Below are 15,559 nucleotides of genomic sequence, written 5' to 3'. Positions count from 1 at the left end.
AAAAATCGTGATTTCGGAGAAATCGATTTTGTAGAGTCACCCCGCAAAGTTTATTAGATATCTAAAAAGGTTTTAATAAGCGAATTTAGATATCAATAAACCACTGCATCTATGAGTTCTCATATACACTTTGTTTAAGTTTAGGTCTATTGGGTCAGCACCTTATTTTAATTTCAATCCTGCTAATCCTGCTAAAGCATTATTTTCTAATTTTTCTTGTTTCATGTATTTTTTCATGTCTACACGACTTGCTTTGTCTTTTTTACTAGATTTAATTCGTTTATCTACTTCTTTTTGTTTTAATGAATTACCACATTGACAACGATAAGTAGCATTTTCACCATTACCGAATAACGTCATCTTTTTATGACAATTATCGCAACGAAGATTTGTTAATCTACTAATAACCTTACGATTACGACACGAAGGACTAGAACATTTTAGCATCTTAGTTCCTTTTTTATCTACTTCAAGCATGAAACTACCGCATTCTTCACATTTCTTACCACTAATGTTATCGTGTTTAAATCTATCTTCACTATCTTTAATTTCCGCAATACATGATTTAGTATAATCTTTAACATCCTTTAAAAACTTATCTTTTGAAAGTTTGTTCCTAGCTATATTATCTAATTGTTTCTCCCAAACCGCTGTTAAAGACGGACTCTTAAGATTTTTTGGAACTAGATTCAATAACTGCTTCGCTTTGTTTGTAGTTTTGATTCGACCACTATCTAAAACTAAGTAATCATTCGTAAATAATTTCTCTAGTATATCTGCACGTGTTGCCACAGTACCAATACCGTTAGTTTCTTTAAGAATTTTTCTTTCATTCTCATCATCTACAAACTCAAATGGATTTTCCATAGCATAAATTAGCGTACCTTCAGTATAGTAACTAGGTGGTGTTGTTTGTTTTTTATTATAAACTAATGATTCCAGTTTATGATTATTATTTTGAAGGTTAATAGTTTTGTCCTGTAATTCTTCTCTACTTAATTCTTTATATCCCTCTTGAATTACCTTTAATCCTTTTGCAGAAAATACTTTATTTTCAATATTAAACGAATACGTAGTCTCTTCATATTTATACTCTGGTAATAAATTCTCTAAAAATCTCTTTGCGACTAAATTATATATTTTAGTCTCCATATCTGACATCGACATATAATTAGGCCTTTGCTCTGTTGGAATAATAGCGTGGTGATCGCTAACTTTTGAATTGTTAATAATTTTCTTAGTATTATAATCTTTTACTTTAAGTAATTTTGCAGTAGTTTCTCTAAAATCTCCACCAATAGCTTGAATACGATCTTTTAAAGTGTTCTTCATATCACTAGTTAAATATCTACTGTCCGTTCTTGGATATGTTAATACCTTATGCCTTTCATACAGACTTTGAACAATATTTAACGTTTGCTTCGGTGACATACCGAATAACGCACTCGCTGTTTGTTGAATATCAGTTAAATTGTATAAAGGTTTGGCTGATGAAGTTTTAGCTTTCTTCTGAACCTCATTGAATTTAATTTCTTTATTAATATTCTTTTTAATGAATTGTTCCGCTTTTTCCAAATTAAATTCACTATTACCACAGCTAAACTTCACACCATCTATTTGCGCTTCAAAAGTATAATAGTCTTTTGGTTTAAACTGTTTAATTTTTTCTTCTCTTTCGAAAACCATCTGCAATGTTGGAGTTTGAACACGACCACAGTTAAGTGATGCATTATATTTCAATGTTAATGCTCTTGATGCATTAATACCAACTAACCAGTCCGCATTAGCACGTGCTATACCAGAATGATATAATCCTAGGTATTCTTTCCCGTCTTTTAGATTTCTAAAGCCATCTTTAATCGCCTTATCCGTTACAGAAGAAATCCAAAGCCTTTTTATATTTTTATTACATTTAGCCTTATCGATAATATAACGAGCAACAAGCTCCCCTTCACGACCTGCATCAGTCGCAATGATAACTTCATTAACATCTTTTCTGTTCAAAGCATTTTCTACAACTTTATACTGTTTAAAAGTTTTCTTAATTATTTCTGTTTTCATAAACTTTGGAATCATCGGTAAATTCTCTAAATTTACATTGTTAAATTCCTTATATTTATCAGGTGTTTGAAGGGTTATTAAATGACCTAATGCCCAAGTAACTACATACTTATCCCCTTCAAGACAACCATTTTTATTATTTTTCGCACCAAGATTCCTCGCAATATCACGAGCAACCGAAGGCTTTTCACAAAGTACTACACTTTTCATCAATAAATTCCTCACATATATATTCTTTACTTCATTAATTATTATAATAGAATTTAGCTAAAATAACTAGTAGGACATATAATCACTATCAATTTCTTTTTACTTTAGTTGTAAACTTTAGGTGATATATATTATAATTTAAATAACAACAAAGGAGGATTTGTCTATGAAACTATATTTAGCAGGAGCATTATTTAATGAAGCAGAGATTGCACAACGTTTAAAAGAAGGTAAATTACTAGGAGAAAGATTCGGAGATAGATTATCAGTATTTAATCCAATAGAACAGCCTTTTAACGAAGATAAACAAACATTACCTACACCTCAAGATATTTTCAATGGGGACACATACGCAGTAGAAAATTGCGATATATTCTTAGCAGATGTAACTAATGAAGACAGTGGGGTTATGGTAGAATTAGGAATAGCTATTGCATTAAACAAAAAAATTATTGCTATAAATTCAGATATTAGATTAAAATCAGCAAACAAATATGATATTCCTAGCTATGCAATGAATCATTACGTTCTTGGTGGAATTTTAAAACACGGTACACTAGTTTACAGTTTTGAAGAAGCTATGAACGAATTAGAAAAACTGTTTTGCTTAAAAACTAAACTTTAACATTAAAAAAAGGTTGACTCATTCCAATTAATAGAATGAGTCAACCTCTTTACTTATTTAACTTTTAACTTTTTATCTTTCAACTCTAATACTACATCAGCAGCACTCGCTAATTGATTACTGTGAGTAACTACAATAACACATTTATTATTTTCTACGGCTACTTTTTTCAATATTTCTATTATCTCTTCTGCAGTACTTTCGTCCAAGTTTCCTGTTGGTTCATCAGCTAGAATTATAGGCGCTTCAGATACTAACGCTCTTGCGATAGCTACACGTTGTTGCTGTCCTCCAGAAAGTTTCATAACATTTCGATTAACATGTTCTTCTTCTAATCCTAGCTTTAATAAAATATCCTTACTTGCATTTTTGGAAACAAGTTTTAGATTTTCTAGTGGTGTCAGATAATCGATTAAGTTATAATTTTGGAACACTAATGAAATATCTTTACGTCTATGTTCACTATATCCTATTTTTTCAATATTTACGTTATCAAATAAGATTTCCCCACTAGAAGGAGTATCTAACCCAGCTAATAAAGATAATAAAGTTGATTTCCCAGCTCCAGATTTACCTATTATCGCATAAAACTTCCCTACTTCAAAATTATAAGTAATTCCACTTAAAACTTTTGACTTACTATTATCATATAAGTAACTTACATTTTTCAATTTAAAAATCGACATTTCTTATTCCTCACTAATTAATATTCGTTAAAATTTTCTTCGGTTTCATCTTTAATATTGGCAATAATGCTACAACTACCGAAATAATCACTATAGCTATCATCACTATAACTAAATTAACAATATCTATTCCATTAACAGATATCTTCATTAATTCATCAGCTATTGATTTTGGTAGTTCCTCAGAAAAAATACTTCCCACATTGCTCGCTAAATACTTGATAGTTGTCATCTCTATACCGAGTGCAATCATTAAACCAAATATTGTTACCAATAATACCTCTACTATAAATTGTAACACCAGATTTACTTTACTAGTTCCTAACGACAGTAGAATCCCAATTTCATAGGTTCTTTCACGAACCCAAAACATTAAAATTAATGATAGTATAACTACTCCAACTACAACACTACCTATTCTTATCATATTAGTTATTTTCGTTATACTCTCTACTGATGATGTAACTAGCTCATAATTTTTATTTGATTTAGAGACCATTAAGTTATTTATTCCTAAATTCTCAACAGTTTTTATTACATCGTCTAACCTGGTTGGATCTTCAACTCCATATTCTACTGAAGTTACTTTATTATTAGTTATTAAATTTAATAATTGTTGACTTGAGTTATAATCAGTATAAACTGTATTTTCAATAAAATCTGAGCTTAATCCATTAAAGGTGTTAGTCTTTTCGCCAGAATAGATTCCAACAACTTCCAACTCTAATATTTTACCTTCTTGTGATAATTTAATCTTATCACCCAAATTAACATTATTTAATTCAGCAAATTTTTCGTGAATCATGATTTTATTCTTATCATTTTCTTCGATATGTCTTCCCTTTTCCAATTTTAAAACTTCACTCTTAAAATCAATATTACTTTTAGAAGCGGTAATACCATTCATCATTACTAAATTACTTTTATTTTTTATTTCATCATTTAAAGTAATATTTTGATTCTCTTGGACTACCTTTTTTCCTTCAACAACAACTGGTTTAGAAAAAATATAATTTTTTGTAGTTATTCCTTTTAATTCTTCAATTTTTTTCAAAGTATCCTTTTCTATTTCTTTATTGGACTTATCTACACTTTCAATATTAAATCCAAAATTAACATCTTTATATAAATTTTTAGAAATATTATTTACAGTTGTATTCAAAACACTGCCACTTAATAAGAAAAATGATATCAGTGTCACTATTAAAAACAAAATACTACTTCTAACTTTTTTTCTAATAATATAAAGATATGCCCTATTAAAAATACTCATCTATTTCTCCTTACATTAATTAATATCAGATAATAAATCTTTAGGTTTTCTGTATGCTAATCGACTAGATGCAATTCCTACAGCAATGACAATTATTGCAATACCAACGAGTACCACTGTTAGCATATTATCCATACTAACACTTACATCTAAGGCAGTAATAATTTTATTTGCCCCCTCTACTTCAGCATTAGCCCCTAGATTAACTCCATTAGCTTGACTTGAGATAGTTTTACTTACAGATTTAATAGATTGTTGTAGTATCTGATTTCCGATATTTTGGCTAATTGCACTTCCTACGAAATATGAAGCGATAAAGCTTGGGATACTAATTAATAGAACCTCAAGAATAAATTGTCCTATTATACTCGCTTTAGTCATACCAATCGCTAAACTTACACCGATTTCTTTTCTTCTACTATTTATCCATAAGAATAATATTAGAGACAGAATTACTATACTAAAGACTATTGTACTTATGAATACACCATTAGTTAGACTATAAATTGTATCTAATGATTGTTGAAGAGCTGGGAAGTTTTGATTACTTTTAACTAACATATATTGTTTCCAATTAATAGGAAGCTTTTTAGCATCACTTATGATACTATCAACTTTATCTTTTCCATCGACAAGGAATGTTGCATCTTGATAAATTTCTTTACCATCTTCATAGTTGTATAAAGTTTTTGTTGTTTGAGTATCAGCTATAAAAATATTATCATAAAGTTCCATATGACTAGAAGTAGCACCTTTATTCTGACCTCCAAAAATACCAACTACAGTAACTTCAACCTCTTTATCAGATTTTTTCTCATTATCTGCGTCATTTGGATTACCTTTTAATTTAATCTTATCCCCAACTTTAACTTTATTTTTCTTAGCGAAACCTTCATGAATCAAAACAGAATTTTTATCATTATCAGTTAGATGACGTCCCTCTTGCAATTTTAACGTCTCTGCAGAGAATCTATCATCTAATGAAGAATCATTAGTTCCAGTTACGATAACCGTTTTAGAGAAAAGTTGTCTTTGCTTATTATTTTTCTCTTCTTGCTGATGATTAGCAAGTTTTAATGGTTCTAAATCTACTAAATCTGCACTTACATTCATTCTTTTTATATATTTTTTAATACCTGGAAGATTCTTTATTTTTTCTATATCTTCTCCGATTAAGTTACCTGCACCTCTTGCAGTACCTGGATTAGTTTTTCTATTAATCTCCATAGAAAAACTACTAGTAATATTTTGAAAAGTTTCTTTTGACAAAGCATCAGTTGATTTTTTAATTGATATAGTACTTAAAATTAATGATGACATAGTAGCTAATATTAAAAAAATAACTAATGATTTAAAACTTTTCCTAGTTATATATAACCAAGCTCTAGTTAAAATTGACATTTTTTACACCTCTTTTTATTTTATTTTAACTTAAATAGGATTAATAACTATTATCAACCTTTAATTATATGATAACGCTTTTACTTAAAATATAACTTATATAATTCATATAAATTTAAAACGCTTAAATATTAGACTTAATAAAAAATTCAAAACAGTAAAGAATAAACTCTTTCCATTTTGAATTTATTTATTATAAATTATTAAGACAATCATTTGACTCCCTAAAACTCAAAATCAATACCTGTTTTATTGCGATCATAAAACATTTTTACCAATCTATCCCTTGTCAAACTATCCCCAAGCATATTTGTCAATGCAATTTGAGCGTCAATATAACTAATACACTTGTTGGCCAACTCTACACCTTCAGGTTTATTTAATTTTAGTTGAATCTGCGCTAATATATAATTAAATGATATTAGGTGAAACATGAAATGCGTAACATTATTATAATGTTCTTTTAACAATTCAATGGCTTTAAGACAATATTCTTCTGCTTCTTCTATAAAACCTCTTCTTGACAATAAAGCTATTGCACTATTCAGTAATAGTAAAGATCTCTCGCCTTTATCGATAGAGAAAAAATTATCGGTTTTAATAGGCTTTAAATTCTCCTGGATAACTCGCCTAACAAAGTCATCTGAAAATTCATCTTCCTTAATTGTTCTAAGAATAAAAGTCAAAGCATATAACTCATTAACTGTATGTTTATCCAAACGCCTTAAATGTTCTAAGACAATTTTTCTGTTATCGCGAATAATCTGAGGACCATCCGTTTCGCCTATAACACTAAGATATTGTTCTATATACAGCCTAGTCGCTATTGAGACTTTTTCATTTTTAAGCGTCTTAATAGCCAACGATTTAATTGCAGTGAAGGTACCAAGCGCCTCTAATCGCCTCGCTTCTGTTAGAAAGCCTGTCTGATCTATCTCTACAAGAGGTAAATACTCAGAAAAATAATCCTGATAACATATACCTATATTTCTTAATAATTGCTCAAAAACCTCTAACGACACACTCGTCTCATCCGCCTCAAATCTAATTAATGTCCTAGCAGATATAGTTGTCCCCGCTGCATCTTTTAACTTAACTCCGCGTTCTTCTCTAATCTTCTTAAAGATTTTTCCTTGAATATTTCTTTCATCCATTTAAGTGTCCGCCTCCTAAATAAATCATATGTTCATTATACCATATATTATATAATTAATGTAATAAGCGAACTCTTTTTTTTCATTTAATTAAAAATAAATCATGAAAAAATAAAGAAAGTAACTGACAACACAACAAAACACAGTTACTTTCTTTAATGCCTATATATTTTCCCGTTAAATCACTCTCGTTTATAAACTTCAAAAATTAATACTTTTCTCATCTTTGATTATATTTTTTACTTAATAATATTTAGGTACATATATCTTTCTCCAATTTTGTTACAAGTGAATTAAATTAAACAATCTATCTTAAATTAATTCATAATGGCAAGTTAACAAAATTATTCTATATGAACTTCAACTTTCTTTTCTATAAATTACTATAATTCACCCTAGAATATCATTGTTAACGAAAAAACAACCAAAAGTGTTAACATGATATTTCATCTTTTGTTATAGTAAATAATATGTACGGACTCTTATAGACATTTATTATTATAGCATTATTTTTTCATAGTTTACGTTTTGTGTTAAAATTGTCACTTTTAAGCTTTTTATCACATATATTCGACTGAAAATGACAGCTGTGACACTTATAGGAATTTAACATTAAAATTATAGTTTTTACCTATAATTTTCAACTACTTTGTTTAAACTGTAAATCGTTGATAAATCTAAATTTAATAAATGTAACTATTTAAACTAATTTACTTTCTTTTAATTAACTTATAAAAATTCAATACTAAAATTCTATTAATTTATTTCATTCTTTTAAGCATTATTACTTTATTTATACAATATTTCTTTCAAACTTTATTCTTTTCCGATAATATTTATAAAATAATTGTCCCCCTTCTCATAAAAAGGGAGACAATTAAACTATCATTTATCTTAATTTTTTTCTTTATTTTTACGTAATCTTGCAGCTACAGCTAAAGCTACTAAGCCTGCTACAGTTGCTATACCTGTTTGACTTTCGCCTGTATTAGGTAAAGTATTTAATCCATTTGAATTAACACTAGGACGTTGTAAGTTAGGTTGGTTATTTAATGAACCTGGAGCTTTGTCACCTGGGTTATCTCCTGAGTTGTCTCCCAGTTTATCTCCTGGGTTTTTCCCTAGGTTGTCGCCAGAATTATCTCCTGGGTTGTCTCCTGGCACCTCAGGTGATATTTTTTTAAATTTCTCTAATTCATTTCTTAAATCTTCATAACATTTATGTACTATGTCTAACTTTTCTTTTATTTTCAATAATTTATCATTCTCTAATAATAATATATTTTTTTCATCTGAATATTCTTTCTCTAAATGCTTCACTTCTTCCTCTATTTTTTTTAAGTTTCCAAAAGCATTCTTTAAAGATAACTTATATTTCTTAGTTTCTAATAACTTCTGTATTATAGAATCTAAATCTTTTCTTTCTTGTTCTAATTTATTTTTTTCACTAGATAGTTTATTCTTTAACGCAACCAACTTAGCTTCTTCTTTATTTTGAATTTCTTGAACTTCTTTTAATTCACCTATTTTTTTGTCTAATTCTTTTGTCAATCTAGTGATTTCTTGAAATTTTTGCGTATTTTGTTTAGTTAGTTTTTCTACTAATTCTTTAGATTGATTTAAATCTTTTTCAGATTTACTTAGAATATTTTTATTTTCCATTAAATCTTCATTTAATCGATTAAGTTTTTTAGTTTGATTTTCTTCAAGTTCTAACTGTTTTTTATTAAATTCATTTAGTTTATTTAAAGCCTCATCTCGTTTAAGATTTCTATGCCTTACTGTTTCATTCCACACATATCTAAACGTAGTTTTCGGTAAGAATTTCACTCTTTTTCCATTATAATAAAATTCTGAACGATCTTTATCTCCATCTTTGTTTTCAGCTCTTGCTAAATCATATGAACTACCTGGATTATAATAATATTTCTTACCATTAAAAGTATAACTTCCTCTTTCAGAAGGATTAATTTCAGATGGAAGTGTTCCATAAATTCTTTTATCATTATCTGATACAAATGTTAGTATTCCAAATCCATTAGTTGCTGATACAGCAAATCCAGTTCCTGATGCGGCTAATAAAGGTACTCTATGTCCATAGTTAAATATATTCACCGCATTTGGATTCTCAGCACCATAGCCACTTGCGTTACTATAGTCATTAAAATATTGAAGGAGCTCCCTATATGCTATTTGTTTTTCATCTAAAATCGATTTTACTGGTAATGCACCTTGTGAGGCGTTTTCCGTATCATGCTTAAGTGAAAAATCACTTGCTTTCAATACCGTATCATGACTCAATTCATTATTTTTTGCCATTTCATCAGTTCTAGCTTTTGCCCATTTTAAAGCTTTTTCCGTTACTTCAGGAACTGGAATATCAATACCATTTATACGACGTAATTCTACAAGATATTCTCTTATATATTCTGAAACTTTTTTATAATCTATTATATGAGGATTATTCAAATCTTTCTCAGATTTCACAACAATAATTTCAGTTTTTTCACCATTAAAATCTACATTTTCATTTGCAACTCGATATAGTTTCTTACCACTCTCACTTATCCAAGATGAATTTCCAGGAGATAACGGCCTAGATATAGAATCATAATCAGATACTTTATATTCTTTTATTTGATGCTCTACATTTTCAATTATATATTCAGGCCCTGCATCATTTAGTTCATCTTCTAATTTATTTCTAGTTATTTTTCCATTGTCAACAAGAGCTTTCTTTTCATTCTCTCCATTAACTATTTCTTTTGAAATATCATCTATATTTTTCTTTGTATTTTCTATATCATTTTTTAATTTTTCTATATTTAATTTTTCTTTATCTAATTGAGAGTACACAGTACCTGATTTTGCATTTTCTACTTTTTCTTTTGCAACATCTACAAGATTTTGCTTAATTTTTGTGTTTTCTTTAGATAAATCTACTATTTTCTCTTGATTTTCTATTTCCTTCTCTACATTCAGTACACTAGATTTACTAATCTCAATTTTCTTTTCAAGTATTAGTTTATTACTATCTAAACTTTTAATCTTTTCTTCAGTATTTTTTATATTTTGAGGATTAGCTTCTTCTTTAATTTTTTTAGCTAACTCAAGATCTTTCTTTTTAGCTTCAAACTCTTCAGCTTTATTAGTATAATCTTTATTTTTCTCCTCAACTAATTTTTTCTGATTTTCAAAATCTACTTTTATCTTGTCAAAATTTTCTCTAGCTTTATTTACTTTTTCTTCAGTTATAGGGGTATTCTCAGATTTAACACAACACTCATGACCTGATTTATTTTGAACATTCTCTGCATATGCATCTGTTGAATTTAATGACACTCCTCCTACTATAGTTAATCCTAACAACACTGAAGCTGTACCTATTTTATTTTTTCTCAAAGAAAATCTTTGCTTTCTTTTTATCATAATATAATTCCTCCGTAAACAATATATAAATAATAATTTTATAAAGATAATTTTAACATAGACTATCGATATTCATATAAATCATGAAAAAATAGTCACATTACCCTTAAAATATGCAATTTTCTTTAGTATTTACTACTCATATATGCCAAAACTGTCTTATAAATTTATATCATAAATTTTCTTAAACAAAATTTTAACAATAAAAAAAGAAACTAATTCACTAACTAGTGAACTAATTTCTTTAACAATTACATAAATTATTAAAATTCAATATCAAGACCCGTCTTATTTACTTTACAATAAGCTTCATAAGTTATATCCCTCACCTGTCTGTAATAAGGATCACCAGTAATCTCCGCAATAATATCTTCATATTTCAGAATCTTATTTGCTAGCAAAACACCTTCTTCCTTATTTTGTTTTAAATATATTGAAGCCAATATTGCAACAATTTCCTTAGAAAAAGCAGCTCTATTTAATAACAGTGGATTTTCATTAAATAGTTTAAGTGTCTCTTTACATCTCTTCTCGGCTAACTCATAATAACCAACTCTAGCTAAAAACGATAACGCTATTTTTAACAAATCACAATATACAGCACTCATATATTTACTTAGATAATTCTTTACCGGAATATTTTTAAAACAATCTTTAATGATTCTTTCAATATATTCTACTGAATATTCGTCTTTCGACGCTGAATATATCAATATTATCAATCCATAAATTTCATCAAACCCCAATTTATTCAGTGAATCAATTCTATTCTTTATTAATCTTCTATTCTCTTCAAATAATTCTTTATCCTCTTTCCAAAGAATATTATTTAAATAAATCAATATAGTTAATCTTTTACTAAAATCGATATCTTTTTTCTTCAGTTCTTTTTTACATTCATTCACTAACTTTGATGAAGAACCTGATTGCAACAGCTTCTGCAGTCTATTAGCAAAATCCGTAGTTTCGGTGTCTATATTATCGTAATAAAACGTTAAATAATCTAAATGATTAATATTTAAATTTTCTAATAACTTTTCGAATGTAGCTATAGATATACTTGTTTCATCCGCCTCAAAACGCATTAATGTTCTCGTAGAGATAACATCACCTGCGATGTCTTTTAACTTATATTCTCTTTCTTCTCTTAGTTTTTTAAAAATACTTCCATGCAAATTCTTCTCATCCATTCCTTATCTCCTAAACTTTAATATTAAGAATAATTTATAACTATTTTCTTTTATTAATATGCAAATCACTATTAAAATAATTTTTTCTACTATATTTTATCACTAAATTTATTCTCATTTTAATTAAGTGACAATTTCGTCATATTAAAATATTTTTTCTCTATATCTTTAAAAATAACTACTCTATGTGACATTTTCGTCACCTGGTTTTCCTCTTATTTTAGTCTAGTTTTTACAAAAATAAACTTCGAGGTATAGTACAATTACCTCGAAGTCTACTTATCATTTCATTTTATTTTAATTCCATAAATCTTCTAGTAAGTGAGTTTGAGTTCTATCTGGTCCTGTAGAGAATACAGAGATTTTAACTCCTACCAGTTCTTCAATTTTTTCTAGATATTTTCTTGCATTTTCAGGAAGCTCATGTAGTGATGTTACACCTGTGATATCTTCATCGAAACCTGGTAATGTTTCATAGATTGGCTTACAATCTTTAATGATGTTTTCATTAGCTGGGTATTCTGTAAGAATTTCACCTTTATAGTCATAAGCTGTACAAATTTTAATTTCTTTAAGACCTGAAAGTACATCTAAACAGTTTACTGACAGATTAGTCATACCTGATACACGAGCTGAATGACGCATTACTACTGTATCAAACCATCCAATACGACGTGGGCGTTTAGTAACCGTTCCATACTCATTACCGATTTCACGAATTCTAGAACCAATTTCATCGAATAATTCTGTTGGGAATGGACCATCTCCTACACGTGATGTATAAGCTTTTGAAATACCTAATACTTTTAGTCCGTTTGTTGGAACAAATCCGTTACCTACAGTGATTCCTCCTGCAGATGGATTAGATGATGTAACATATGGATATGTACCGTGATCGATATCAAGCATTACACCTTGAGCACCTTCGAATAAAATATTTTTATTTTCATTTTGTGCATCTTCTAATACTTTAGAAGTGTCTGTAACATATTGAGCTAGTTGTTTTCCATATTCGAAGTACTCATTGAAGATTTCTTCTACTGTGAATCCTTCAGTTTCATAGATTTTTTCGAATAGTTCATTTTTTTCTTTCAGATTTTGTTCTAATTTTTTCTTAAATAAATCAGCATCTAATAAATCAGCTATACGGATACCACAACGTTTGTATTTATCAACATAACATGGTCCGATACCTTTTTTAGTGGTACCAATTTTATTTTCCCCACGACGAGCTTCTTCAACTTCATCAAGTTTCAAGTGATATGGTAATACTACATGTGCTCTGTTAGAGATTCTTAGTCCCTTACAAGTAACTCCACTTTCTTTAAGTCTATCAATCTCACCACAAATCCACTTAGGATCTACTACAAGACCATTTCCGATAATTGAAAGTTTTTCTTCATTAAAAATTCCAGATGGGATTAATTGAAGTTTGTAAGTTTTTCCATCAAACTTAATAGTATGTCCTGCGTTGTTCCCCCCTTGATAACGAGCAATTACATCAGCACGCTCTGCTAAAAAGTCGGTAATTTTACCTTTACCTTCATCTCCCCATTGTGAACCTACTACTACGATTATTGACATAAATTACGCCTCCTGAAAGCAATTATTTTTTCCATTAATAATTATAACACAAATACAGACGTTTACAACCATTTTTTATAAAAAACTCAAAATTATCGGACGATATAGTATATTTTCACACTTTGTTCATTTTTATGCGCTTTCATTAAAAACAATTAGTAATAATCTATTTATTAAAAATTGCAAGTTAAGTTTTTCTATTAATTTAAAATATTCCTCGATTTACAAACCTTTATTCACACTCTTCTAAATTTGACAAAGAGCCAATAAAGAGGAGTCTATTAAACCCTATCGTGTAAAATCGATTTAACTCTCCTCTTTATTTTATTATATTATTTTTTTACTTTTCGTTTGGCTAACATCATTGTTGCGGCAAGTAACATTCCACCTAATAGTCCGTTTTCTAGAGGTGTCTCTCCTGTATTAGGAAGTTTTTTATCTACTATTTTTTTATCGTTCTTATCAGTGGTAATCTCAGTTTTACTTTCAATATTTTCTTTTAATACTTGCGATTGATTAACAACAATAGTATCTTGTTTTTTGTTGTTAATGTTCTCTAATTCAACTTTTTGATAAATATAGATTTTATTTCCTTCGCTATCTAGTTTTTCTTTTCCTGTGTATTTATATCCACTTAATTCCTTTGGTTTTTCAGAAATAGCTAAGACATCCAAAATATTGCCTTCTTCATCTTTTAAAAGAGCTAGTTTAAGTTCAGGTAACTCTTCTTTGACTGCTGGTATTTCTCCATCTTCAAATGGTTTTAGTTCCTCTGTCACTACCGATTCTTCTGGATTTACTCCACCTTCGAATGGTTTTAGTTCCTCTGTCACTACTGTTTCCACAGGATTTACTCCTCCTTCGAATGGTTTTAGTTCCTCTGTCACTACCGATTCTTCTGGATTTACTCCACCTTCGAATGGTTTTAGTTCTTCTGTTACTACTGATTCTTCAGGGTTCACTCCTCCTTCGAATGGTTTCAATTCTATTGTTGGGACTTTTTCATCTGATTTAGATGTTACTACTTCTGAGTTATCTTTCTGATAAATGTAGATTTTATTTCCTTCGTTATCTACTTTTTCTTTTCCTGTGTATTTATATCCACTTAATTCCTTTGGTTTTTCAGAAATAGCTAAGACATCCAAAATATTGCCTTCTTCATCTTTTAAAAGAGCTAGTTTAAGTTCAGATAACTCTTCTTTGACTGCGGGTATTTCTACGTTCACTCCGCCTTCAAATGGTTTTAATTCTTCTGTTACTACTGATTCTGAAGGATTCACTCCACCTTCAAATGGTTTTAATTCCTCTGTTACTACTGACTCCACAGGATTTACTCCACCTTCAAATGATTTTAGTTCCTCTGTTACTACTGATTCCACAGGATTTACTCCGCCTTCGTATGGTTTCAGTTCTTCTGTCACTACTGATTCCGCAGGATTTACTCCGCCTTCGTATGGTTTTAATTCTATTGTTGGAACTTTTTCTTCTGATTTAGATGTTATAACCTCACTAAAGATTTCTTCTTCTCTTTCTGTTTGTGTTGTATTTCCTGTTTTTACATCAACGGTATATATAGTTGTTACTTTTACCTTTTTCCCATTTTCTCTTTGAACTACTTCTATCTTATCCTTCGCGGCTACTTTTACTACTGTCTCCGTTGCATTTTTTACTTCTGGAGTTCCTACTCGTTGTGTGACTTCTCCTGTTTTCGGATTTACTTCGTACGTTGTCGTTACTTTTCTTGTTCCTTTTTGTCCAGGAATAGTAATATTGTTTTGTCCTTTTTCTCGGGTACTATCTTTTTCGTATCTTACCGGACTTGGTATTTCTGTAACTTCTACCTTATCCTTCACGGCTACTTTTACTACTGTCTCCGTTGCTTCTTTTACTTCTGGAGTTTCTACTTTTTCTGTGACTTCTCCTGTTTTTGGATTTACTTCGTACGT

10 protein-coding genes are annotated in these 15,559 nt (G+C 29.1%); 1 reads left to right on the top strand and 9 read right to left on the bottom strand.

Annotated elements, in window-relative coordinates:
• Positions 1-162: 162 nt before the first annotated feature.
• Positions 163-2,271, bottom strand: coding sequence for a DNA topoisomerase III (locus HMPREF3186_RS07830; RefSeq protein ID WP_060914685.1), 2,109 nt, complete (start codon positions 2,269-2,271; stop codon positions 163-165).
• Positions 2,272-2,437: 166 nt separating this feature from the next.
• Between HMPREF3186_RS07830 and HMPREF3186_RS07825 the strand changes: the two genes are divergently transcribed.
• Complete coding sequence (locus HMPREF3186_RS07825; RefSeq protein WP_060914684.1) at positions 2,438-2,896, top strand: nucleoside 2-deoxyribosyltransferase; 459 nt, start codon at positions 2,438-2,440, stop codon at positions 2,894-2,896.
• A 53-nt stretch (positions 2,897-2,949) separates the two neighbouring features.
• Here the strand turns inward: HMPREF3186_RS07825 and HMPREF3186_RS07820 are convergent, their stop codons facing one another.
• The 8 genes from HMPREF3186_RS07820 to HMPREF3186_RS07785 all read right to left on the bottom strand — a co-directional run.
• Positions 2,950-3,582 carry an ABC transporter ATP-binding protein gene (locus HMPREF3186_RS07820; RefSeq protein WP_060914683.1) on the bottom strand — a complete coding sequence of 211 codons (633 nt, stop codon included), beginning with the start codon at positions 3,580-3,582 and terminating at the stop codon, positions 2,950-2,952.
• 13 nt (positions 3,583-3,595) lie between these two features.
• Positions 3,596-4,855, bottom strand: a complete 1,260-nt coding sequence (locus tag HMPREF3186_RS07815; RefSeq protein WP_060914682.1) for an ABC transporter permease — start codon at positions 4,853-4,855, stop codon at positions 3,596-3,598.
• Between the two features lie 15 nt (positions 4,856-4,870).
• Complete coding sequence (locus tag HMPREF3186_RS07810; RefSeq protein WP_060914681.1) at positions 4,871-6,256, bottom strand: ABC transporter permease; 1,386 nt, start codon at positions 6,254-6,256, stop codon at positions 4,871-4,873.
• A gap of 224 nt (positions 6,257-6,480) precedes the next feature.
• Entirely contained in the window at positions 6,481-7,410 is a 930-nt protein-coding gene (locus tag HMPREF3186_RS07805) for a helix-turn-helix domain-containing protein (RefSeq protein ID WP_060914680.1), read from the bottom strand.
• An 894-nt stretch (positions 7,411-8,304) separates the two neighbouring features.
• Positions 8,305-10,839 (bottom strand): YSIRK-type signal peptide-containing protein, encoded by a 2,535-nt coding sequence (locus tag HMPREF3186_RS07800; protein WP_060914679.1) that lies wholly within the window; start codon positions 10,837-10,839, stop codon positions 8,305-8,307.
• Between the two features lie 263 nt (positions 10,840-11,102).
• A complete protein-coding gene (locus HMPREF3186_RS07795) occupies positions 11,103-12,029 on the bottom strand; it encodes a helix-turn-helix domain-containing protein (protein WP_060914678.1) in 927 nt (308 codons plus the stop codon).
• A gap of 297 nt (positions 12,030-12,326) precedes the next feature.
• Positions 12,327-13,613: an adenylosuccinate synthase gene (locus HMPREF3186_RS07790; RefSeq protein WP_060914677.1), complete on the bottom strand. Its 1,287-nt coding sequence runs from the start codon at positions 13,611-13,613 to the stop codon at positions 12,327-12,329.
• 332 nt (positions 13,614-13,945) lie between these two features.
• Positions 13,946-15,559 (bottom strand): LPXTG cell wall anchor domain-containing protein (locus HMPREF3186_RS07785; RefSeq protein ID WP_197415040.1); only part of this gene is annotated, 1,614 nt, incomplete at its 5' end.

It is taken from the genome of Gemella haemolysans, from assembly GCF_001553035.1.
Lineage (GTDB): Bacteria > Bacillota > Bacilli > Staphylococcales > Gemellaceae > Gemella > Gemella haemolysans_B.
The sequence above is the reverse complement of the archived record's forward strand: the minus strand, read 5'-3'. Positions and strand labels throughout refer to the sequence as shown.

Bases quoted from the DNA above. Each gene is read 5' to 3' on its own strand.
- HMPREF3186_RS07830 (WP_060914685.1), bottom strand. From the start codon at position 2,271: ATGAAAAGTGTAGTACTTTGTGAAAAGCCTTCGGTTGCTCGTGATATT.
- HMPREF3186_RS07825 (WP_060914684.1), top strand. From the start codon at position 2,438: ATGAAACTATATTTAGCAGGAGCATTATTTAATGAAGCAGAGATTGCA.
- HMPREF3186_RS07820 (WP_060914683.1), bottom strand. From the start codon at position 3,582: ATGTCGATTTTTAAATTGAAAAATGTAAGTTACTTATATGATAATAGT.
- HMPREF3186_RS07790 (WP_060914677.1), bottom strand. From the start codon at position 13,613: ATGTCAATAATCGTAGTAGTAGGTTCACAATGGGGAGATGAAGGTAAA.
- HMPREF3186_RS07805 (WP_060914680.1), bottom strand. From the start codon at position 7,410: ATGGATGAAAGAAATATTCAAGGAAAAATCTTTAAGAAGATTAGAGAA.
- HMPREF3186_RS07815 (WP_060914682.1), bottom strand. From the start codon at position 4,855: ATGAGTATTTTTAATAGGGCATATCTTTATATTATTAGAAAAAAAGTT.
- HMPREF3186_RS07795 (WP_060914678.1), bottom strand. From the start codon at position 12,029: ATGGATGAGAAGAATTTGCATGGAAGTATTTTTAAAAAACTAAGAGAA.
- HMPREF3186_RS07810 (WP_060914681.1), bottom strand. From the start codon at position 6,256: ATGTCAATTTTAACTAGAGCTTGGTTATATATAACTAGGAAAAGTTTT.
- HMPREF3186_RS07800 (WP_060914679.1), bottom strand. From the start codon at position 10,839: ATGATAAAAAGAAAGCAAAGATTTTCTTTGAGAAAAAATAAAATAGGT.